The organism is Pseudomonas sp. 34 E 7, from assembly GCF_900005715.1.
In the GTDB taxonomy this organism is placed as follows: domain Bacteria; phylum Pseudomonadota; class Gammaproteobacteria; order Pseudomonadales; family Pseudomonadaceae; genus Aquipseudomonas; species Aquipseudomonas orientalis_A.
Genome location: NZ_CVTX01000129.1, coordinates 53262 through 74755, shown reverse-complemented (window position 1 = coordinate 74755; position 21494 = coordinate 53262). Strand labels below are relative to the sequence as shown.

General features: G+C 59.8%; 24 protein-coding genes. 9 read left to right on the top strand and 15 right to left on the bottom strand.

All coding sequences use genetic code 11. The annotated features are described in order from the left end of the window. Positions 1-8: 8 nt before the first annotated feature. The 3 genes from BFP96_RS11230 to BFP96_RS11220 all read right to left on the bottom strand — a co-directional run bounded on the left by BFP96_RS11230 (position 9) and on the right by BFP96_RS11220 (position 2880). On the bottom strand, positions 9-1181 hold the full coding sequence (locus tag BFP96_RS11230; protein ID WP_065936219.1) for a sensor histidine kinase: 1173 nt from the start codon (positions 1179-1181) through the stop codon (positions 9-11). 147 nt (positions 1182-1328) lie between these two features. Beyond that, a complete protein-coding gene (locus BFP96_RS11225) occupies positions 1329-1637 on the bottom strand; it encodes a PepSY domain-containing protein (protein WP_065936218.1) in 309 nt (102 codons plus the stop codon). Positions 1638-1728: 91 nt separating this feature from the next. Continuing rightward, a complete protein-coding gene (locus tag BFP96_RS11220) occupies positions 1729-2880 on the bottom strand; it encodes a glycerophosphodiester phosphodiesterase family protein (RefSeq protein WP_065887746.1) in 1152 nt (383 codons plus the stop codon). A gap of 232 nt (positions 2881-3112) precedes the next feature. Between BFP96_RS11220 and BFP96_RS11215 the strand changes: the two genes are divergently transcribed. After that, positions 3113-3436 carry a DUF2025 family protein gene (locus tag BFP96_RS11215; RefSeq protein ID WP_065895009.1) on the top strand — a complete coding sequence of 108 codons (324 nt, stop codon included), beginning with the start codon at positions 3113-3115 and terminating at the stop codon, positions 3434-3436. Positions 3437-3481: 45 nt separating this feature from the next. Here the strand turns inward: BFP96_RS11215 and BFP96_RS11210 are convergent, their stop codons facing one another. Next, positions 3482-3802, bottom strand: a complete 321-nt coding sequence (locus BFP96_RS11210) for an antibiotic biosynthesis monooxygenase family protein (protein ID WP_065936217.1) — start codon at positions 3800-3802, stop codon at positions 3482-3484. After that, positions 3799-4506, bottom strand: coding sequence for a CTP synthase C-terminal region-related (seleno)protein (locus BFP96_RS11205; RefSeq protein WP_065936216.1), 708 nt, complete (start codon positions 4504-4506; stop codon positions 3799-3801). Before BFP96_RS11205 ends, BFP96_RS11210 begins: the two co-directional genes overlap by 4 nt. Before the next feature lie 80 nt (positions 4507-4586). Here BFP96_RS11205 and BFP96_RS11200 point away from each other — a divergent pair, with 80 nt between their 5' ends. Beyond that, positions 4587-5471 (top strand): LysR family transcriptional regulator, encoded by an 885-nt coding sequence (locus tag BFP96_RS11200; protein ID WP_065895006.1) that lies wholly within the window; start codon positions 4587-4589, stop codon positions 5469-5471. On the opposite strand, the gene BFP96_RS11195 is transcribed toward BFP96_RS11200, so the two are convergent. The 3 genes from BFP96_RS11195 to BFP96_RS11185 all read right to left on the bottom strand — a co-directional run bounded on the left by BFP96_RS11195 (position 5468) and on the right by BFP96_RS11185 (position 8284). Next, entirely contained in the window at positions 5468-5986 is a 519-nt protein-coding gene (locus tag BFP96_RS11195; RefSeq protein WP_065895005.1) for a DUF1003 domain-containing protein, read from the bottom strand. The genes BFP96_RS11200 and BFP96_RS11195 overlap by 4 nt on opposite strands. Positions 5987-6060: 74 nt before the next feature. Continuing rightward, the gene (locus BFP96_RS11190; protein ID WP_065936229.1) at positions 6061-7380 is read right to left on the bottom strand and encodes a methyl-accepting chemotaxis protein; all 1320 of its coding nucleotides are present in this window, start codon (positions 7378-7380) and stop codon (positions 6061-6063) included. Between the two features lie 283 nt (positions 7381-7663). Further along, positions 7664-8284, bottom strand: coding sequence for a TetR/AcrR family transcriptional regulator (locus BFP96_RS11185; RefSeq protein WP_065936215.1), 621 nt, complete (start codon positions 8282-8284; stop codon positions 7664-7666). A 121-nt stretch (positions 8285-8405) separates the two neighbouring features. Here BFP96_RS11185 and BFP96_RS11180 point away from each other — a divergent pair, with 121 nt between their 5' ends. The 4 genes from BFP96_RS11180 to BFP96_RS11165 all read left to right on the top strand — a co-directional run bounded on the left by BFP96_RS11180 (position 8406) and on the right by BFP96_RS11165 (position 12655). Further along, positions 8406-9464: an MBL fold metallo-hydrolase gene (locus BFP96_RS11180; protein ID WP_065936214.1), complete on the top strand. Its 1059-nt coding sequence runs from the start codon at positions 8406-8408 to the stop codon at positions 9462-9464. 108 nt (positions 9465-9572) lie between these two features. Then, positions 9573-10310 carry a hypothetical protein gene (locus BFP96_RS11175; protein ID WP_170876000.1) on the top strand — a complete coding sequence of 246 codons (738 nt, stop codon included), beginning with the start codon at positions 9573-9575 and terminating at the stop codon, positions 10308-10310. Positions 10311-10509: 199 nt separating this feature from the next. Beyond that, the gene (locus tag BFP96_RS11170) at positions 10510-11961 is read left to right on the top strand and encodes an amidase family protein (RefSeq protein WP_065936213.1); all 1452 of its coding nucleotides are present in this window, start codon (positions 10510-10512) and stop codon (positions 11959-11961) included. A gap of 136 nt (positions 11962-12097) precedes the next feature. After that, complete coding sequence (locus BFP96_RS11165) at positions 12098-12655, top strand: AAA family ATPase (RefSeq protein WP_065936212.1); 558 nt, start codon at positions 12098-12100, stop codon at positions 12653-12655. On the opposite strand, the gene BFP96_RS29075 is transcribed toward BFP96_RS11165, so the two are convergent. The 7 genes from BFP96_RS29075 to argH form a co-directional block, all read right to left on the bottom strand. Next, on the bottom strand, positions 12585-12965 hold the full coding sequence (locus BFP96_RS29075; protein ID WP_083208132.1) for a helix-turn-helix domain-containing protein: 381 nt from the start codon (positions 12963-12965) through the stop codon (positions 12585-12587). The two genes, BFP96_RS11165 and BFP96_RS29075, sit on opposite strands and share 71 nt — an antisense overlap. Before the next feature lie 107 nt (positions 12966-13072). Further along, positions 13073-14020, bottom strand: coding sequence for a hypothetical protein (locus BFP96_RS11155; protein WP_065936210.1), 948 nt, complete (start codon positions 14018-14020; stop codon positions 13073-13075). 54 nt (positions 14021-14074) lie between these two features. After that, a complete protein-coding gene (locus BFP96_RS11150) occupies positions 14075-15244 on the bottom strand; it encodes an MFS transporter (RefSeq protein WP_065936209.1) in 1170 nt (389 codons plus the stop codon). An 89-nt stretch (positions 15245-15333) separates the two neighbouring features. Beyond that, positions 15334-16155, bottom strand: a complete 822-nt coding sequence (locus tag BFP96_RS11145; protein WP_065894998.1) for an ABC transporter substrate-binding protein — start codon at positions 16153-16155, stop codon at positions 15334-15336. A 25-nt stretch (positions 16156-16180) separates the two neighbouring features. Beyond that, positions 16181-16945, bottom strand: a complete 765-nt coding sequence (locus tag BFP96_RS11140; protein ID WP_065887758.1) for an amino acid ABC transporter ATP-binding protein — start codon at positions 16943-16945, stop codon at positions 16181-16183. Positions 16946-16970: 25 nt separating this feature from the next. Further along, positions 16971-17849 (bottom strand): amino acid ABC transporter permease, encoded by an 879-nt coding sequence (locus BFP96_RS11135; protein WP_065896444.1) that lies wholly within the window; start codon positions 17847-17849, stop codon positions 16971-16973. Between the two features lie 145 nt (positions 17850-17994). After that, positions 17995-19422, bottom strand: coding sequence for an argininosuccinate lyase (argH, locus tag BFP96_RS11130; protein ID WP_065936208.1), 1428 nt, complete (start codon positions 19420-19422; stop codon positions 17995-17997). A gap of 193 nt (positions 19423-19615) precedes the next feature. On the opposite strand from argH, the gene BFP96_RS11125 reads away from it, so the two are divergent. The 3 genes from BFP96_RS11125 (at position 19616) to BFP96_RS11115 (ending at position 21393) form a co-directional block, all read left to right on the top strand. Then, positions 19616-20575 carry a LysR family transcriptional regulator gene (locus BFP96_RS11125; protein ID WP_065936207.1) on the top strand — a complete coding sequence of 320 codons (960 nt, stop codon included), beginning with the start codon at positions 19616-19618 and terminating at the stop codon, positions 20573-20575. 253 nt (positions 20576-20828) lie between these two features. Continuing rightward, on the top strand, positions 20829-21116 hold the full coding sequence (locus BFP96_RS11120) for a type II toxin-antitoxin system Phd/YefM family antitoxin (RefSeq protein WP_065936206.1): 288 nt from the start codon (positions 20829-20831) through the stop codon (positions 21114-21116). Further along, positions 21106-21393: a type II toxin-antitoxin system RelE family toxin gene (locus BFP96_RS11115; protein ID WP_370737809.1), complete on the top strand. Its 288-nt coding sequence runs from the start codon at positions 21106-21108 to the stop codon at positions 21391-21393. Before BFP96_RS11120 ends, BFP96_RS11115 begins: the two co-directional genes overlap by 11 nt. The last annotated feature ends 101 nt before the right edge of the window (positions 21394-21494 follow it).

Below are 21494 nucleotides of genomic sequence, written 5' to 3'. Positions count from 1 at the left end.
GTGCTGGCTCACGCCACTGGCAGGCGGAAGGTGAACACCGTGCCCTGCAGTTCACTGCTGCAAACGCTCAGTTCGCCGCCATGGGCGTCAGCAATCTGTTTGACGATATACAGTCCCAGGCCAAGGCCGGCCTGCGGGCCTTCGGTGGCGGGGCGTGCGTAGGGTTCAAACAGCCTCAGCAGCGCCTGTCGGTTGATCTGCCCGGCGTTTTTCACCACCAGTTCGAAGTGCGCCTGTTCAACTGTCGCACTCACTTCGATGGGCCCGTCAGGATCACCGTGGCTGACAGCATTGGCCACCAGATTGGACAGCAATTGTGCCAATCGGTCACGGTCACCCCTGATGCCTTCGACCCTGCCAATCTGCGCACGGATGTCACGCTCGGGATGCACACTCTGCAATTCCGCCACCACCTGCTGCAGGGCGGTTTGCAAGTCTTCGCAGTTGCCCAGCTGCAATGGAATACCTCCGCCCAGCCGCCCGCGCGCAAAATCCAGAACATCTTCTACCAACTGCGCCGCACGGCGCCCGCTGGCCAGGATATGGCGCACGATGTTGTCCGTGGCAGGGTGGGGGTGCTTGCGCAGCAGGCGTTCGGCGCCAACGTTGATGGCGAACAGCGGGTTGCGCAGATCGTGACCCAGCACCGCGATGAATTGTTCGCGCAGCTGCGCCGTGTTGCGTTCTTCGCGCAGGGTGTCTTCGGTGCTCTGCTGGTTTTCCTCGGCTTCGATTTGCAGCGATAAGACCCGTGCGAACGATTCCATGGTGGACTGGATGGTGCTGCTGCGCAGCGGCGCGGGGTTCGGATCGAGGGCGCAGATGGTGCCGAAAAAACTGCCGTTGGTACGGAACACGGGGACTGAGATGTAGCTTTCGAACCTGTACATCAGTGGGGTGTGATGTGTGCGGTACAGCGGGTCCTCACTGGCATTATCGATCACCACGGACACATGGGAGCCGCGGATTTCATGGCAAATGGTGGTGGTCAGGTCCAGTTCGCCCCCCACGTCCAGGCCGAACGCCAGTTGGTCGAGCACGGCGCAGGCGGTCCAGGTGTTGTCGGTCACTCGGGCGACGGCGACAAAGCGCAGGCCGGTCATGTCACTGATGACGCGAAGCATCGCGGGCACGGCACTGATTCGGCCGATGGTGGCGATGTCGGCGGTTTTCTGCCCCATGGACGTTCTCATATTGGCGATGACGGCAGCGTAGTGCTCGGTCGATGTCGGTGAGTTTAACGACCTTGCAGGGTGTAGGGTGAATTTGATCTTTGGCAGGGCAAAAAAAAGCGCCACCCGAAGGTGGCGCGTTTTTTTGGATTGAACTCAGGTATCGAGTTTGTCTTCCAGCACAGCGCCGGTCTTGGCGTCGAGCTTCACTTCGTAGTTCTTGCCGGCGGTGTCGGTCAGGTCAACTTCATAGACCAGTACGCCGCTGTTGTTGTGGTCCAACTCGGTGTCGTTGATCGTTGCGCCAGCGTGTTTGGCCACGGCCGCAGCGTTGAGTTTTTTGAATGGCATCACGGCACCGGACTTGAGCAGGCCTTCAATCTGGTCCGGACGAATATCCGCCTGGGCCAGGCCCGCAGTCAGTGTCAGGGCAGTGGCGGCGAACAAAGCGGTCAGGGTTTTCATGGTGTGTGTCCTTCTGGTTGAGCTGTTTAAGTGGCGCCAGATTAACCGGCGCAACTTAACTCATCCTTAATGGCTCACTGACACCAACGCCTCAGTATTTATGATCGCTCAACAGGTCCTGCACGCTGGACGACGGCCAGCGCTTGTAGAACTTCAACAGTTCGGCGGCACGGTTGGTGAAGATGCCATCGACGCCGGCCTTCATCACCTTGTCGAAGTCGACCGGCTCGTCGACGGTGTACACGTGCACCAACAGGCCCTTGTCGTGGGTCAGCTTGTTCATCTCAGGCTTGACCAGGTCGGTGTAGCTCTGGTCGCCATGGTCGGTCAGCTCTGCCGAAGGGCCGGTGCCGATGGCGCCGAGGCTTTTGGCCTGGTCGACCCATTTTTCGAATTCGGCCGCGTCTTTCGGTTCCTGCTTGGCGTAATAGGCGGCTTTGGTCGCCTCGCCGGATTCGGCGAACGTCACCTTGGACTTGGGCTCAATGCTGCCTTCACCGACCCACAACAGCAGGATCTTCGGCGTGTTGGGCATTTCTTTCTGCAGTTCTTTCAGGCTGGCCACCTCAAAGGTTTGCAGCACCACACGGCCCTTGCCCTGGCCGACGCCGGTGTTGCTCTTGCCCAGCTTGGAGCCGGCGGAGCTCAACCAGCCCTTGTCGAGCAACTTGTTTTTCAGGTCGGCTTCGATGCCTGGGAATTGCTTGGGCTCCTTGGTCTCGATGTACAGGCCCGGCTTATGTTGCGGATTGCCTTCGGCGATCTTGATGATGTCATCCAAGCTCTGGATTTTCAGGCCGACGAAACCCGGGCGTGCACGGTCCGGGTAGGCGGCGTTGAACCAGCTGCCGGCGTCGAGGCTTTGCAGTTCTTTCCAGGTGAATTCGTTGGCCGGCGCGTCTTTGCGCTCGGGGAACTTGGTCGCCACGTCGGTGGTGCGCTGCAGGTTGTTGTCGTGCAGGGCGAACAATACGCCGTCCTTGCTGCGCTGCAGGTCCAGTTCCAGGTAGTCGGCGCCCAGGTCACGCGCGACCTTGTAAGCGGCGGCGGTGGACTCGGGGGCGTCATAGGACGCGCCACGGTGGGCGATCACCGCAGGGTAGGGGATGCCTTCGTTTGTCGCCAATTCAGCCGGGCTGATCGGGTCGGCAGCCTGTGCGGGAGCAAGGCCGAGCATCAGCGCCAGCAGCACGGCACTCCCTATCGTGGTGCGCACCAGGCCGTTGGTTAACGTGACAGGCATATGGGAAGTCCTTTCGTGGAGGTAACTTTGAGAAGGCGTCCTTTTTAACAATTGATTGCGAAAGGCGCTATCACCAAACCGACATTAACCTGCGCGCGGGACAATTTTTAGGGTTTTTCTGTGATGTATTGCAGTACTCTTGGCCACAGCTGCCCCGTCAGAGGGCGGTATTTTTTGCCACGCGTGTAAACCATCTTTCCAGTCCCTGTGGGACTTTTCAGTGAGGTTTACCATGCGCATCACTTCCGAGCTTATCTGCCAGGCCGCCGACCAACTCCACGGTTTTGTTGGCCTGAATCGCAAGACTGGCCAGTACATCGTGCGTTTCAGCGAAGATGCCTTCGGCATGGACGTGGCCGATGACGGCATCATTCCCACCGCCGAGTTCGTCTGGGTCCCGGCTGCCGACCACAGCATGATCCTGTCGCGCGCGCGCATTCAGTTACTGCTGGAGCAGAATATCGACGACCGGCTCAACATCAGCGAACCGTTGCGGGTGTATATGCGCCGGGTCGAGATTCCGCAGATCAGTGCGTTGCGTAGCCTGGTCAGCTAGACCTGCACCTGTGTGCAGGTCAACCTGGGGGCGCGGGCCTGGGGCTCACGTCGGGAATGCGTAGTCGCGTTCTACTTTGCATACGCGAGTTTGAAACGCGGTGTACCAGAGGGAACGCCCTTGCTCCCGCACCTGTCGATGCTCGGCCTGCTGTTTCCAGGCCAGGATCGCCGCTTCGCTGCTCCAGTAGGACACGGTGATCCCCAGACCCTCTTCCCGCGCCGACTCCACGCCGAGAAATCCCGGCTGTTCACGCGCCAGTTCCAGCATGCGCGTGGCGGCCTGACCGTAGCCCTGGTCGCCCTCGGTGCGCAGTGAGCTGAAAATCACCGCGTAGTAAGGTGGCGTCGGTGTCTTGGCGATCATGCCGAAGCCTCCCGGCACGCCTTGAGCAGGGCTATCGCCAGCGGCGGCGTGGTGCCTTTGAGGGCGGCGCGTTCGGGTTGGAACAGGGTGGCGACGAAAAATGGATGGCCCAGCAGCTCTATCGCGCGAAGCTCGCCAGTCGCGTCATGGCCGCCGGGGATCAACGCCCCGTCGAGCAGTGCGTGAGCGAACTGCGGATTGATACCGTAGCTGCAACGATAACCTTCGTGGATATCCAGGCTGCCGTAGGCTTGGGCGATACGCGTATTGGGTAGCAGGCGCACGGTGTCGCTGGCTTCCACCAGCGCACAGCTCAATGGCGTAATGACCGCGCGTTCGGCGTCCGGTACCAACTCGCCGTGTTCGGCATCCGCCCATCCCAGCACGTTGCGGGCATATTCGAGTACCACGTGCTGAAAACCACCGCAGGTGCCGAGGAAAGGTCGCCGCTGTTCGCGGGCAAAGCGGATGGCTCGTAGCGCGCCTTCGATGTCGCGATAAGGGCTGGCAGGCACGCACCAGAAGCCGTCGAACCCGTGCAGCGAGGCCGTGGAGGTGAGGGTGTCGGTGCCGAGCCAGTGCAGGTTGATGTCGAGTTCCAGGGCTTGGGCCGCTTTTTGCAGCGCTACCGGGATGGCCTGGTGCGCAATCACGTCGGGGTTGTAATCGCCGATCAGAGCGAGGTGCAGCGGGGTGTCGTTCATCGTATGCATCCCATGGCTTGTGGTGTCCTGGTGGGCACTATAGATTGGCGCTCACGCAATCGATATTGGCGTTTTCCCACATGGTCAATGCAGCCACGCACTATCAGCTCGACTATAACGACCTGTCGCTGGTCCTCGCTCTGGTGCGTGGCGGCACGCTGGCGCGGGCGGCGGGGTTGCTGCGCGTGGATGTGTCCACGGTGTTCCGCGCGGTACGGCGCCTGGAGGCAGCCCTGGGCCAACCGCTGTTTGAAAAAAGCCGCGCCGGCTATCTGCCCACCAGTCTGGCCAACCACTTGGCGCAACAGGCCGAGCGCGCGGAGCTTGCCCTGGAGGCTGCACGCATCGGTGTGGAGCAGGGCGGTGAAGTGATCAGCGGCACGGTGCGCCTGACCTGTTCCGACTCGGTGCTGCAAGGTCTGCTGCTACCCGCCCTGGCCAGCTTCATGGCGGACTATCCGGCGTTGATCCTGGAGCTGAGCACCTCCAACGATTTCGCCAACCTCAGCCGCCGCGATGCGGATATCGCGCTGCGCCTGACCAGGAACCCGCCGGAGCATCTTGTCGGACGTTGCCTGGGCACGGTGACGTATCAGGTGTGCGCCAGTGCCGACTATGCCCGTCGGCATGCAGGCCATGAACTGGCCGATCTGACCTGGATCGCGCCGGATGACTTTTTGCCCGACCACCCCACCGTGGCCTGGCGCCGTGAGCATCTGCCGGGCGTGCGTCCCGGTTATCGCTGCAACAGCATGCAGTCGGTGACGGAATTGGTACGCGCCGGGCTTGGGGTGGCGGCGTTGCCGGATTTCCTGATCGACGATGGCTTGCAACGGCTGGGCCCCGCTTTGGCAGGACATGACACGGCGCTTTGGCTGTTGACGCGCCCTGATTGCCGGGCGTTGCGTTCGGTGGTGACGCTGTTTGATGAGCTGGGGCGACACGTGCGCTGGCTGCGCCGTTAGGTTTTGCGCACAAAGTGCTCATGCATTTCACTGGTCAGCGTTTCGATACGCTCGGTCAGCTGTTTGGTCATTTGCGTCAACCGCGTGTTCTGCTCCAACAGTTCCAGCAGCTGTTGGGTGGTCTGTTCGGCCTGGGCCTGGCGTGCGGTATTGGCGGTGGCCAGGGCTTCGCGGTGCTGCGCGTCGGCGTCGGACTGGGCTTTGTCGCGCGCCGCCTGGCGCGTCTGGGCCAGCAGGATCAGCGGCGCGGCATACGCCGATTGCAGACTGAAGGCCAGGTTGAGCAGGATGAAGGGGTAGACGTCGAAGTGGGTGATGCCGGTCGCGTTCAGCACCACCCACAGCACCACAATGGCGGTTTGCGCGCCAAGGAACGTTGGGGTGCCAAAGAAGCGCGCGAAGGCTTCGGCCTTGAGGGCAAAGGTATCGTTGCCAAAGGTCGGCGCCAGGTGAGCGTGGTGGCGATGGAAGCGCAGGTGGTCGACAGGGATCGGGTCGGGTTTATCTGAGGTCATGGCAGGCTCGAGTCGAGGGCGTAAGGCTTACGCACTATAGACCGAGCCTCCCGGCCAGGCACATGAAGAAGCCGTCAGCGATTGCCCCGCTCGTTGGCGAACGCGCTCACCGCCTGCACCGCCTCGCTGGTGCCTTCACGAATCTGCAGGATCACCGTACCGGCCTGGTTGGCCAGCTCCACGCCCTGGGCCGCACGGTCGCGGGTGGCGTCCATGCTGTCGATGGCCTGGCGGGTTTCGTCCTGGATCATGGCAATCATGCCGGAAATTTCCGTCGTGGAGCCGCTGGTACGCGCCGCCAATTGGCGGACTTCATCGGCGACCACGGCAAAGCCACGGCCTTGCTCGCCCGCACGGGCGGCCTCGATGGCGGCGTTGAGGGCCAGCAGGTTGGTCTGGTCGGCGATCCCGCGAATGGTGTTGACGATGGTGGTGATCTGTTGCGAGCGCTCGCCCAGCTTGGCGATCAGTTGCGAGGAAGCGTCAATATCCACGGCGATTTCGCGCATGCCGGTGGCGGTTTTCTGAATCACGTCGGCGCCTTTTTCGGCCATGTCCTGGGTATTGAGCGACAGGTGATACGCCTGCGCAGCGCTTTGCGCGTCAGCGGCATGCTGTTGCACACGGGCGGTGACGTCCGACGCAAACTTCACCACCTTGCACAGACGCCCGCTGGCGTCGTACACCGGGTTGTAGTTGGCTTCGAGCCACAGCGTGTTGCCGTGTTTGTCCACGCGCTCGAACTGGCCGTTGAACAGTTCACCCTGGTTCAGACGTTTCCAGAATTCGCTGTAGGCAACGCTGTCGGCCAGCTCTGGTGTGCAGAACAGGCGGTGATGCTTGCCCTGGATCTGCGCGAGGCTGTAGCCCATGCGCTGCAGGAAGTTCGCATTGGCGGTGATGATGGTGCCATCGAGGTTGAACTCGATCATCGCCATGGCGCGGTCGATGGCTTGCAGCTTGGCGTTGGCTTCACTTTCGGCCTGCAGGCGTGGGGTGACGTCCATCGCGTATTTCACCACTTTGATCACGCGGCCGGTTTCATCCTTTACCGGGTTGTAACTGGCTTCCAGCCACACCGATTGGCCATTGGCGCCCACTCGCTCAACGGTGCCCGACTCGAATTGGCCGTTGCGTAGATGCGTCCACAGCTGGTTGTACTCTGCGCTACGGGCGAACGCCGGTGTGCAGAACAGGCGGTGGGGTTGGCCCAGGATCTGTTCGGCGCGATAGCCCATGGTCTTGAGGAAATTGTCATTGGCGCGCAGCACCGTGCCCTGCGTGTCGAATTCGATGACCGCCATGGAGCGCTCGATCGCGTCCAGCAGGCTGGCTTGTTGGGCATTGGTGTGTTGCAAGGCGGTGATGGTTTTTTTGTAAGCATTGAATAGCATGGTCGGAAGCTCGAGCAGGCATGCGTATGAGGATTCCATGTAGATGCGCCTGACCCCGTAGGGCATCTGGGCCTCACGGTTGACTTGCTCATTGCCAGCTTCCTTGTGCTGACAGAGGGGTGGAACAACGGGTTCAGAGTGATCGGCCGGCCGAGAAGTTCGCCGCTTTGGGGGCGTATTTCATGACCATGCGACCAATGGCGGCATTATGCTATCGCGGCAGGCTGGCGGAATAAAATTCAGACGAAGCGTTGTAAGACGACTCAGGCCGGACGGCGCACCGTCAGCGGTGAGCATTGACCTCATAACCTGCCAGGAACAGATCGATTGCCGATTCGATCACATGGGCCTGGGACGCTGCATCGAGGGTAGGTTGGCCAAGGGTAATCTGCGGCCAGAATGCGAAGGCCTTGAGCAGGCTTTGTACCTGGTGGGCGGCGAACGCCGGGTCGTCGCCACTCAGCCGGCCGTCTTCCTGGGCGGCGCGTATCCACAGGGTAAAGCCTTCTTCACGGGCGCTCAGGCGGTTGACCATGTCCTGGGCACGTGCCGGCGAATGAATGGTGGCCGCAATGGCCACGCGCGCCAGGTCGAGGAAGTTGGTATCCGACATCATCTTCATTTTCGCTTCCAGCAACTGGCGCAATTGATCGCGCAAGGGTTGGTCGCGGCTGTAGGCCACATCCAGTTGCGCGGCGCTGCTGGCCCACAATTTGTGCATGATTTCGGCAAACAGCTCTTCTTTACTGGGGAAGTGGTTGTACACCGTACGCTTGGAAACCCCGGCAGTGGCGGCGATCTTGTCCATGCTGGTGACCTCGAAGCCATTCGCGCGAAATTCGGCAATGGCCGCCGTTACGATGGCTTCGCGTTTACGGTCGGTGAGGCGTGGGGAGGCATTCATGGAGGGCGTTCGGCTCGAAGATGAAGTTACACTCGGTAGTTTACTTGTTCAGGATTTTGTTGCAATGTAGAAACTACACTGTGCAGTGTAATTCATCAGCAGACGTAGGAGTCACTGTGTAATGGGCACCCTTTCAACCCGTCTCGATCCCGCACCCACTGCGCGCAAGCCTGCCGAGCGGGAGCAGGGGCATTTTCATAACGATGCGCCGGTGCCGCACGGTGGCTTTGGCAAGACCTTGCGTATCTTTTGGAACATGTTGTTCAACAAACCGCGTACTACACGGCCTGTGGGCAACATCCCGGTACAGCGCCTGACCCGCGAGCACCTTGTGGCAGCCCCCGATCACAGTGTGTTCCGCCTGGGCCATTCCACCGTGTTGCTGAAAATGCGCGGTAAGTTCTGGATCACCGACCCGGTATTCGCCGAGCGCGCCTCGCCGTTCAGTTGGGCCGGCCCCAAGCGTTTCCACCAACCGCCTATCAGCCTTGAAGAGTTGCCGCCGTTGGAGGCGGTGATCCTGTCCCACAATCACTACGACCACCTTGACCGCGCGGCGGTCGTGCAACTGGCCGACAAGACGCGCTACTTCCTGGCGCCTTTGGGCGTGGGAGACACGCTGGTCAAATGGGGTGTGGATGCCGACAAAGTGCGGCAACTGGACTGGTGGCAGGGCACCGAGGTCGATGGCATTCGTTTTGTTGCCACGCCGGCGCAGCATTTTTCCGGGCGTGGCCTGTTTGATGGCAACCAGACCCTGTGGTGTTCCTGGGTGATGATCGATGACGCGCGGCGGATTTTTTTCAGCGGCGACACGGGTTATTTCGACGGTTTCAAGCGGATCGGCGAGCAATACGGACCGTTTGACCTGACCCTCATGGAGACCGGGGCCTACAACGTCGACTGGCCTCACGTGCATATGCAGCCGGAGCAGACATTGCAGGCGCATATCGACCTCAAGGGCCGTTGGCTGCTACCGATTCACAACGGTACGTTCGACCTGGCGTTCCACGCCTGGCACGAGCCGTTCGACCGCATCATGGCGCTGGCCTGGGAACGCAATGTGTCGATCACTACCCCGGCCATGGGCCAGGCGTTCAGGCTCAACCAGCCCGAGCGAGGGCATGCGTGGTGGCTGGAAGTAGAGAGTCATGATGCAAAAGAACACGCTGCGGGCTAATTGAAGAGCGTGTGGAAAAAGGTATTTTCAGGGTGTTTCAACGCTGCGACAAACGTCGGAAGGGAGTGCGATGATCCCTCGGAAATTTAATTTCGGGGAGACGTTGTCATGAGCGACGACTGCAAGAAACTATGGCGATTGGGCATACCCTGCTTCTCGGCGGCGTCGCACGCCGTTGAGCAGGGGAGCGTTGATCCTGGCTCTGCCAGCACCACGGCGGCGCATACCGATAACACCAACCCCGGTGCTATCGTCTTCGGTACCGCACGCGCTGAGGGCGCGGTGCTCATACCCGGCTACAATGCGTTGGCGCCCATGATCAAACCCCCGCGCGACCCGGCTTTATCACTGATCGCCATCAGTGGTGTCGACCCCACTGAGCCTGTGATGGTTGAAGTCCCCCTGGTGCAAAACAACAGTGCTTCGCGTGCATCCCTGGTACTGGAGGGGTGGCGTATCGGTTATGCCAGCCGCTATGTACGCGGTGGTCATATCGAACCTGCCGACCACAGTGCGACCCTGCAGCGAGCGTTCGTCATCCTGCGCCAAGCGGGCGTGCAGTTGGTGGCAGTGGACGCGCAGTGTACGAGCGACCCGCTTGAATCCGGCACGGCCATTGATGAGCTTGCGACCCGCCATCGTCTGGATGCCTTGATATCAGACGAGCAAAGCCAGGCGTTTCATGCCGCCTGCAGAAGCGGCTACCCCAGTGGTTGCCAGGCACTGGAAGACGGGGCCAGGCTCTGGTTTTATGGGGCTCGCTGGGCAAGTGAGCGGGTGAGGGTTGTGCTGCGAACTTATGCTCAGCTCATATCACCCCGCGCACCTACAGCGGTTATGGAATGATCATACCGGGCGGTAGGATTAGCCTGTACAGCGCTGCCGGAATGACCTCTTAGACTGCTGTCGGGTTATCGCAAGATAACCCTCATTCAGTCACTTACAGGGGTATTTCATGATCGGACCCGTTTCGGCAGGTGGGTGGGCGTCAGGCCTGTTGCAAGAACTTTCAAATCCGCCGCAGGGCTTCAAAGGCGCCTGTCAAATGGCAGGGGAGATGGCCAGCCAGGGCGGGGTCACCTCAGAGTCGCTGGTGAAGGACTCATTCAGACAAATCGCTAATATTGACCGTGGCCTGCAGGGCGGTAACGCGTTTGTAGAAACCAACCCGGATGCCCTCAACGACGCCAGGGCTCGCGATCTGGAACGTAAAAGAGGCCATGTGCGCGGGTATTTGCACGGCGTTCCCATTGCCCTCAAGGACGTGTTCGAAACCAGGGACCGTATGCAAACAAGCGGTGGTTCCAGGGCTTTGGTGGGAAAGGCGGCGACTAAAAATGCCAAGGTTGTGGACAACTTGCTGGGGGCGGGGGTGGTGGTTGTCGGTAAAACCAACATGAGCGAACTGGCCAACTTCCGCTCTGAAATGCCCGTGGATGGCTGGAGTTCGCGAGGCGGCCAAACGCTGAACCCACATCGCCTGGGCGGGGTGGTAGCAGGGTCGAGTTCAGGCTCCGCCGTGGCAGTTGCCCAGGGGCATGTCCCGCTGGCGTTGGGGGTGGAAACCAGCGGATCGGTCATTACGCCAGCGGCTTATAACGGCGTGTTTGGCTTGAAAACCTCCGTAGGCTTGCTGAGCAATGAAGGTGTCATGACCAGTTCACGCATGGATACGATTGGCACATTCACCCGCAATGTCTGCGACGCGGCAGAAGCGCTCAACGCCATGGCCGAGACCCGTGTGTACACCGAAGGCCTGCGCTCCGATGCGTTGAAGGGCAAGCGCATCGGCTACACGCCGGTGCCTGAATTGTCCGAAGAGGATGCAAAGGACCCCGCGAAGCGCGCCGACAGCAAGCATTACGCAGAGGCGCTTGAGGTGCTGCGGTCTCAAGGTGCGATCCTGGTGCCCGTCGGCACCCTCGAGGAGGGCGTCGAAGAGCAAACCTACAGCGATTACAACGAAGCGTTGTTTTCAGACGTCAAGCATCACTTGGAAGAGTATCTCGCCGGACGCGAAGGCTTGCCGGTCAAATCGATTAGCGATCTGATTGCATTCAATCAGCGTACCCAGCAACCGGGTGAGCCTGATCACAAGCTGCTTGAGATTATCAATGGCCTGGAAACGACTCAGGACCAGCGCGATGAGCTGTGGGAGAGCGTCCTCCCTCTTTTTCAGAAAACCATCGATGATCCGATGAAAGAGCACAAGCTCGACGCCATGGTGTCGAATTTCCTCTCGAACAATTATTTTTTCACCGCAGCGGCAGGCTACCCCGGAATGTCCGTTCCGTCCGGCATGGATGACGAAGGTATGCCAACTGCACTTTACCTTTACGGGGCGGCCAACAGCGAGGCGACATTACTGTCGGCTGCCTACGTTTATGAGCAAGCCACACAGGCGATCAAAGAACCGGCATTCCTTCCCGGCACTCCGTTTACGCCGGCACCCGTAGCGGCAGATAGCGCCGCTGAGGTATCTGCAGGCAACGTCTGAATGTGATCCAACCTCTGCCCGACGGCATACGGCAGAGGTTGTTCCTGTGCGGCCAATCGACAAATAATGCACAGGGCTGCGCCACTGCTGGCCCAACGTCGGCGTGGCTTGAACTCAATGTCATGGAGAGAAAACCATGGCCTGTAGAATTCACATCCTTGGCGCTGCGGGCGCCGGTACGTCCACCCTGGGCAAGGCGTTGGCCGACTGCCTGGATGTGGCCTTTTTCGACTCGGACTTCTATTACTGGCAGCAAACCCCGGAGCCGTTCTCTGCTGCCCGACCCAAAGGTGAGCGCATCCGCCTGCTGCAGGAACACACCGCACGCCATGAAGGTTGGGTGTTGTCCGGCTCGCTATGCGGATGGGGGGATACCATGATCCCGCTGTTCACCCACGTGGTCTTTCTGCGCCTGGACCCCGACGTCCGCCTGCATCGCCTGCGCGTGCGAGAACAGCAGCGCTACGGCGACCAGATACTCGAAGGCGGCAGCCGCCATGCAAACAGCGCCGCATTTCTTGACTGGGCCGCGCGTTACGACGACGGCAACCACAGCCTGCGCAGTTTGCGTCGGCATGAAAGCTGGTTGAAACCACTGAGTTGCCCGGTGATCCGGCTGGACTCTACGCGCCATTCGGTTGAGGCGTTGTTGACTCAATTGATGCAGTGGGTGAGCCCAGCAACCGGGAGATAATGCCAGGTGTGGCAGGCTCAGCCGATACGACGTCGAACCGGCGTTTGCTCATTCCCCATCCGGGTGCAAACCCCGGGAAAAACACCAGCCCTTGGGCCTCCAGACAAAACGCCAGGGCCAGTCGAGTTTCATCATCCACGTCGCCGTGGCTCTCCAGTTGTTGAACGGCCTGCACCGCCACGTCAGCCTGGCGGGCCAGTTCTTCGCGGCTCCAGCCCAACATGACACGGGCCTGGGCGCTGTGTTTGGCGGTGAATTGATGAAGGACGATCTGCTGTTCTACGAAAGAGCTCATTGCCAGAGAGGACATGGGGATTTCTCCAGGTTCGACAGGGGAGGCACAACTATACTGTGTTTTTATACAGTTGTTCCTACCGCTCATCAACTCAGGGCTATGGCTGGCATTCCAGCTTGCGCCTACTCCACGCCGGGCGCCTCGCGAATGATCAGGTGATCCAGGTTTTCAATATTGGCACTGAATACCCCGAACGTCTGCTCGGGGTTCTTCTTGCTCGGCACGTGCTTGAGCTGCGGCGTGACGCCATAGAAAAAGCAATACAGCGCTTGTTCGCTGGCAGCTGCCGCCTTGATCTGCTCCAGAAATGCCGTGCGCTTGCGATAGTGCTCGATGAGCTTTTTGCTCAAGTAGACGTTGACGGCGTAGGGCTTTTTGTCGAGCCATACCTTCTTTTCGAAGTCGATGCGAAAGCTGCTGGTGTAGTCCTTGATGGCCTTGATCCTGCCCCAGTAGATCAGGCCCTTGTTGTCCTGCAGGTATTCGATTTTTTTGAAGAACGTCCAGTACGTCGCCGTGTGCTCGCCGATTTTCAACGGCATTGATTTGAGCTTGTCCTTGTCATCGATATTTGACACGTAGCACTCCACCGGGTGGGCGAATACGCTGGTTTTGTCCGGGGTGGTGTCGTTGTGGCCGTGGGATGTGGCGACGCGATTTGAAGGGGGCTTCGTTGATTCTTGCAGGGCGACGTTCTCGGTGCCTGTCAGGTGGCTCTTACGTTCGTATTGGCGCCGTGTCAGCACAAACTCCGACGGGAAGTTTTCCTCGCGATCGTCATCGCTTTCTCCGGCCGCGTTCCGGTGCACGCTGGCGTAGCGGCAACCTTCGATATGCCGGGTGCCGGTCTTGTTCTTGAAGTGCGGCGTGCGCTTGTAGTTGAGGTTCTTTGCGTTGAACGTACTCAGGGTATTGACGGTATCGAACGCCGCGCGGCAGACATCGTTGGGGCACAGAAAGTGGTCTGTGTCGGAATCGAAATCGGCGGTTTCGTCGAAATTCAGGTCTCGTACGTCATAGATCGACAGCTTGTCATCGAGACTCAGGCTGTAGGCCGTATCGAATTTCATGGGGCTCGGGTCCGTGAGAGGTTTGGCTATTAATAGCGAGAACCTGTGCAAATATCAGCAAGAACTTGCAACCCGTCGCCCACTCAGGAAACACAGGGTTCCGCCGGCGGCGGTCAATGCCGCCAGGGCATAAAACATGCTGGCCGGCGTCGCATTGATCAGCAGGTACCCACACATCACCGGGCTCATCGCTCCGCCAAACGCCGCCAGGTTCTGCGCGCCGTAGTAGCTGCCCCGCAGTGCATCGGGGGCGATGGTGTCGATAAACAGAAATTCTGCGGGGTAGATAATCATCTCGCCCAAGGTGAATACGAACATCGCCAGGCACCAACTGACCAGGCTGTCGGCCAGGCTGAACCCCATCAACCCGAGAATAAACAGCAAGGTGCCCAGCGCAATCCAGTGGCGTAACTGCTCGCGTTTGAGAAAACGGCCAATCTGGTACTGCAGCAAAATCACCGTGATGGCGTTGCAGGCCAGCACGGCGGACAGAATCTTCAAGGCGGCTGCGGGCTTGTAGGCAACCAGTAGAAACTGCGACAGATACAGGGTGTAGCGCCCGTGGACAATGGTGCTCAACAAACTGCCGCTGGTGAAGAGGATCAGCGTGCGGTCGCTGCGCAAGGTCTGCAGGGTGCGCAGAAAGCTTTGCGGTTTATGACGGGTATCCCGTGCGGTCGGGGCAATGCCGACCATCAGGAACAGGCTGCCAAAAGCAATCGCGCTGGCGATCAGGAACGGCGCCCAGGGCAGTTGGCCGGCGATCACCACGCCGACCATGGGGCCGGTGGCATAGCCGACGTTGGTCAGGGTGTAGCGCAGGGAAAACACTTTGGCGCGCTCACCCACCGCGAGGTTTTCGCTGATGATCGCCTTGGAACCGATCAGGAACAGCGCCGACGCGGCTTCAGTGATCACCAGGGTCAGGGTGGTGAGGTAGAGGTTGCTGGCAAACGTCAGCAACAGAAAACCGATGGAGCTGGAGAGCATGGCCAGGATCATCAGCTTGCGCTTTTCCAGGCGGTCGATGACGTAGCCGCCGTACAGACCGAGCAACGTGGCGATAAACACGGCAATGCCCATCAGCAGGCCGATGTCCTGCTGGTTGAGGCCCAGGCGGGTACTCAGCCAGAGGGCCAGCAGTGGGCTGGTCATGGAACGGCTGACCACGATGGTCACCGAGCAGATCAACAGGCGGCGAATTACCAGGGAGTAGGTGGCCACGGTGGGGGAGAGCATCCTTGTTGTTGCTTAAGATCACACAGATCCAATGTGGGAGGGGGCTTGCCCTCCCACATTTTCAGACCTTGTATCTACTGGCCCGCATTGATGCTGATCTTCTCGACCGCACCTTGCTCCAGATCCCACTTCTTCAAAATCTTGCCGTAGGTCCCGTCATCGATCATGCCCTGCAATGCTTCACTGATCGCGGCGACCAACTCAGTATTGCTCTTCTCGATCCCAAGCCCGGTGAACTGCTTGGAAATCGCCAGCCCCACCGGCTTGTACTTGCCCTTGTCCAGCGACATCAGATAAGGAATCGTCTCGCTGCCCTGCATCGCCGCATCCAGGCGGTTCTGCTGCAACTGCGCGCGCGCATCGGCCGAGCCTTCGGTGCCGATCACCACGATCGCCGGCTTACCCGCCGCTTCGCAGTTTTCCTTGCTCCACGCGGCAATTTCCGACGGCCAGGTGGTACGGCGGCTGGTGCCGACTTTTTTACCGCACAGGTCAGTCAATTCCTTGATCTCTTCACGCTTGGCCAGGGTGTACAACTGCGGGCCACTGGTGAAGTAGTCGATAAAGGTCACCGATTTCTGACGCTCGGCGGTGTCGCTCATGCCCGACAGCACGATGTCGACGCGCTTGGTGGTCAGGCCGCTGAGCATCTGCTCGAAGCCGGTTTCCTGCCACTTGATCTTCACGCCCAGGCGTTCGGCCAGGGCGTTGCCCAGGTCGAAGTCAAAGCCGGTGAGCTTATTGGTGGCCGGGTCCTTGAAATCCATCGGCGGGTAGTTCGGCACGATGGCCGCGCTGATCTCACCCTTGTCCTTGATGGCTGCGGGCAAGGCCGCGAACACCGCGCTGGAAGCCATCAGGCCGGCGAGCAACGAAGGAATAAACATCTTTTTCATGGGGGCGTTCTCGTTAGTTTTTTAGTTAAGTGCGAACGGCAGAAATAAAGCTTTGGGTACGCGGGTTTTGTGGGCTTATTAGAATGTCTTCGGGGCTGCCGGCTTCCACAATCTGGCCGGCATCCATAAACACCATGCGGTTGGACACTTCGCGGGCAAAGCCCAACTCATGGGTGACCACGATCATGGTCATGCCGGTGGTGGCCAAATCGCGCATCACCGACAGCACTTCGCCTACCAGCTCCGGGTCGAGGGCTGACGTGGGTTCGTCAAACAGCATCAGCTTGGGGCGCATCGCCAACGCGCGGGCGATCGCCACACGCTGCTGCTGGCCGCCGGACAACTCCACCGGGTAGGCATTGCGCTTGTCCGCCAGGCCCACGCGGGCCAGCAACTCCAGCGCATCCTCGGTGGCCTCCTTGGGCGAGCGCTTGAGCACCTGGCACGGGCCTTCGATGATGTTTTGCAGCACGGTCATGTGCGGGAACAAATTGAAACGCTGGAACACCATGCCGGTGGCCAGGCGCTGCCGGGCGATCTGCACTTCGTTCATCTCGTGCAGCTTGTTGCCGACCACCCGGTAACCGACCAGTTCGCCGTCGACCCACAGGCCGCCCTTGTCGATTTTTTCCAACTGGTTGACGCAACGCAGCAGGGTGCTTTTACCCGAGCCGGACGGGCCGATGATGCACATCACTTCGCCTTGCTCGACCTCGATATTGATGTCGCGCAGCGCGTGATACTGGTCGTAATACTTGTTCAGGTTGACGGCCTTGACGATGCTTCTCATGGGGGCAAATCTCCTCAACCCAGACTTACGAACGCTTGCCGGCGCCGCGGGCAAAACGACGCTCGAGGCGGCTTTGACCAAATGAAAGAACCGTCACCACCGCCAGGTACCAGATGCCGGCCACCATCAGCAGCTCCATGACCCGCGCGTTGGCGTAGTAGATGTTTTGCGCGTTGTGCAGCAGCTCCGAATACTGGATCACGCTGGCCAGGCTGGTCATTTTCACCATGCTGATGAACTCGTTGCCTACCGGCGGAATGATCACGCGCATGGCCTGCGGCAGAATGATCCTGCGCAGCGCCTGCAGGCTCGGCATGCCGATCGACTTGGCCGCTTCGTACTGGCCGGTGTCCACCGACAACAGCCCGGCGCGCACCACCTCGGCGGTGTAGGCGCCCTGGTTGATGCTGAGGCCGAGCAGGGCGGCCACGAACGGCGTCATCAGGTCGACGGTGTCGAGGCTGAACAGGCCGGGAATGGCAATCACCGGGAAGATCAGCGCCAGGTTGAACCACAACAGCAGTTGCAGAATCAACGGCGTACCGCGGAACAACCAGGTGTAAGTGATCGCCACGTAGCGCAGGATCGGGTTGGCCGACATGCGCATGATCGCCGTGATTACCCCGATGATCACGCCCAGCGCCATCGCCAGGATCGACATGATGATGGTATTGGCCAGGCCCCAAAGAATGGCTTCAGACGTCAGGAACTGCCCGATGTAGGACCATTCGATCTGACCATTGGCAAACGCGCGCAACAGCGCCGCCAATGCAATCACGATCAACGTGGCAAAAAACATTCGTCCATAATAACGCCGCGGTACGTGCTCGTACTGGGTGATATCGAACTGATTCTCGGACAACTTGCGCTCTATCTCCAAGCGCTCGGCCGGGGTTTGGTTCATGGTGATTCTCCAAAAATTTTGCTTGATGCTGATCGTTCCCACGCTCTGCGTGGGAATGCCGCCCCGGACGCTCCGCGTCCCGCGCATAATGTGGCGACGCGGAGCGTCACGGGATGCATTCCCACGCAGAGCGTGGGAACGATCGTCAAATCCTGAATCCCTGATAACTCCCAGCCCATACCTGCTGCTCAGCCAACGCCACCTTCAACCGCCCAATCTGCTCCTTCACCCGCTCCGGTGCCGTCCCGCCCCACCCGCTGCGCGCCGCAATCGCCGCCTCCAGGGTCAAGCAATCGCGCACCTCAGGTGTGAGTCGCGAATCCACCTGCGCCAGCATCGCCGGTGAGGCTTCCCACAACTCAATCTCATGCTTCTCACAGGCCTGCACCAACGCGCCGGTAATCTCATGCGCTTCTTTAAACGGCACGCCCCGGGTGGCCAGCCAATCCGCCACCTCGGTGGCCAGGGTAAAACCCATCGGCGCCTGCCGCCGCAGTTCGTCGACCTGCACCTTCATGGTCGCGACCATCCCGGCCATCGCCGGCAACACCAACAGCAAGGTGTCCACGCTGTCCAACACGCTGTGCTTGTCTTCGCTCAAATCACGGTTGTACGACAGCGGCAACGACTTGAGCGTCGACATCAACCCGGTCAGGTTGCCAATCAAACGCCCGGCCTTGCCCCGCGCCAGTTCGGCAATGTCCGGGTTCTTTTTCTGCGGCATGATCGAGCTACCGGTAGCGTAGGCATCATCCAATACCACCCAGCGAAACTGGCGCGACGACCACAGGCAAAACTCCTCCGACAGCCGCGAAATATTCACCCCGAGCATGCCCGCCACAAACAGAAACTCCGCGACATGGTCGCGGCTGGCGACAGCGTCGATGGAGTTTTCGCACGGCCCGGTGTAACCCATTTCCTTGGCCGAATACTGCGGCTGGCGTGCAATCGCCGAACCCGCCATCGCCGCCGCGCCGAGGGGCGACAACGCCGTACGCGCATCCCAATCCACCAGGCGCTGCACATCGCGCAGCATCGACTGCGCATGGGCCAGCAAGTGGTGGGCGAACACAATCGGCTGCGCCTGCTGCAGATGGGTGAAGCCGGGGCAGATGCTCTCAATATGCTGCTCGGCCTGCTCGACCAATGCCTGCTGCAACCCCAGCACCTCGGTGGCGATGGTGCGCGCATGGTCACGCAGGAACAGGCGCAGGTCGTTGGCCGTCTGGTCATTGCGCGAACGCCCGGCGCGCAGCTTGCCGCCCAGGGCTCCGAGGCGCTCGGTCAATACGCGTTCGATAAAGGTGTGAACGTCTTCGTCATCCAGGGTTGGATGCAGGCGGCCGGCGGCGAAGTCATCGCCGATACGGTCCAGGGCTTCCAGCGTGCGCAGGGTCTCCGACTCATCCAGCAACCCGGCGCGCTGCAACTCACGGGCATGGGCACGGGAGCCGGCCAGATCGTAGGGAGTGAGGCGAAAATAAGGCTCGGGGCAGCGTGACAACGTGGCCAATGCCGCAGACGGACCGGTCTTGAAACGAGCGCCCCAAAGGCGGTCGGTGGGCTGGGACATGGGTATTCCTCACGCTTGTTTTTAGAAGAGTCGGAGGCAGTAACAAGAAAATTTCAACGCGTTGGAACCGGCGTCTGACGCGCCGTATTCAAGGTTGCCAAGGGCGGATGTTTATGTTCATTATCGCCGCCTGGCTATGTTCAAGGATTGGGTTCAAGCCTGTTGAATATGGCACTCGAGGTCAACGCGCATTATGGAAACCCCACTTTCCACTTCTGGAAACCTGCCCCCCAAACCCGGCACACGACCACCGCTGCAACTGAGCGGGCTGGACTTCAAGTTGCTGCGGGTATTCATGGCCGTGGTCGAGGCCGGCGGTTTCAGTGCCGCGCAGAACGAGCTGAACGTGGGCCTGGCGGCCATCAGCAAACAGATCTCCGACCTCGAGATTCGCATCGGCATGCGCCTGTGCACACGCGGCCGGGAAGGCTTCGGGCTGACCGAAGAAGGCAAGTTGGTGTATCAAGCGTCCATTGAGTTATTTACCTCAGTGGACAGTTTTCGCGACAAGCTTAGTTCAGCGCAAAACGAGCTTATTGGCGACCTTAGTGTGGGCGTTATTGATAACACCGTCTCCGACATTAACTCGCCGCTTATTGCCGCCTTGCGCACCTTGCACAGCGAATCGCCAAAGATCAGATTGCGCCTGCACGCCTCGCAATTGGATGAAGTTGAACGCGGCGTCGTGGAAGGGCGCCTGGTCGCCGGCATCGTCCCGGTGTACCAGCGTCGCGAAGAATTCGACTACTTCCCGCTCTACGAAGAAAAGGCCCACGCCTACTGCGCCGTAGGACATCCGCTGTTCACCGCAACCGACATCCCGCCCGAGGTACTGCGCCAATACGAAGTGGTCAACCACCGCTACGCGATCCACCGCGACAAGCCCAACTTCGTCAACCACGACAGCCAGTCCGCCTCAGCCTCCCAAGTGGAAGCCGTCGCCATCCTGATCCTCACCGGCCGCTTCCTGGGCTTTCTGCCGGAACACTACGCCGCGTCGTTGGTAAGGGAAGGGCGCCTGCGCGCCCTGTGCCCGGAGCGGGTCCACCTGAGTACCGCGTTCAACCTGATCCTGCGCCACAACGCGCCAAGAAGCCCGATGGTCAAAGCCTTCGCCACGGCGCTGGGCGTGGACCTGAAGACGCCGCTCTAAGCCCCGTCAAAGATCAAATGTGGTAGGGGTGGAGCTTCAGCGAGGCTGCGATGGGATCACCGCGTTCTAGCTGGCGAGCGCGCTATGTGTAGCGACATATTTTCTGCATAGGCGGCAAGCCTATTGTCTTCAACATCCCGTAGGAGGGTGTCTATGCATCACACAAATCACTTCAAGGAACCTCTCCGTCAGCCGCTTGTGGGTAATCGAAAAAAGACCAAAATAACGACCTGTTTTAAAAGGAGAGATCTCCATGCAACTTGTTTTGGCTGACGTGGCCGTCAGCGTATCCGAACTCAAAAAGAACCCTTCATCCGTCATGAAAGGAGCCAACGGCTCGGCGGTGGCTGTCCTCAACCATAATCGCGTGATGGGTTATATGGTCCCGGCTAGCGTATACGAGGCGATGGTTGAGCGCCTTGATGAGCTGGAACTGGTGCAATTGGTCAAGGAGAGGCTGGACGCCAAGGAGGCACCGATTCGGGTGTCCCTTGATGAGCTGATTGCTGAGGCAGAGGCGGATATCGCCAATGGGCATTGAGTTTAGTATTGAGTGGGATCCGAAGGCGTTAAAGGAACTCAAGAAGCTGCACGGTACAATTCGTCATCAGTTTTTGCGCAAACTTCAGGAGCGCCAAGATCACCCGCGGGTTCCAGCTGACGCGCTTTATGGAATGAAGGATTGCTACAAAATCAAATTACGTGGTGCCGGCTTTCGGCCGGTCTACCGTGTTGAAGGCGATCGAATAGTCATCCTCGTATTAGCGGTGGGTAAGCGGGAACGTAGCACTGTCTACGATTCGGCCAAGAGCCGATAAGCAACCGACGAGGTCTGTTTCACAGCCCCTCCGTACGCTACGTAACCCGGTGGTAGAGTTCACCCGGCTATTTCAGAAAGTTGAGGGGCCGGAAAGCTTTT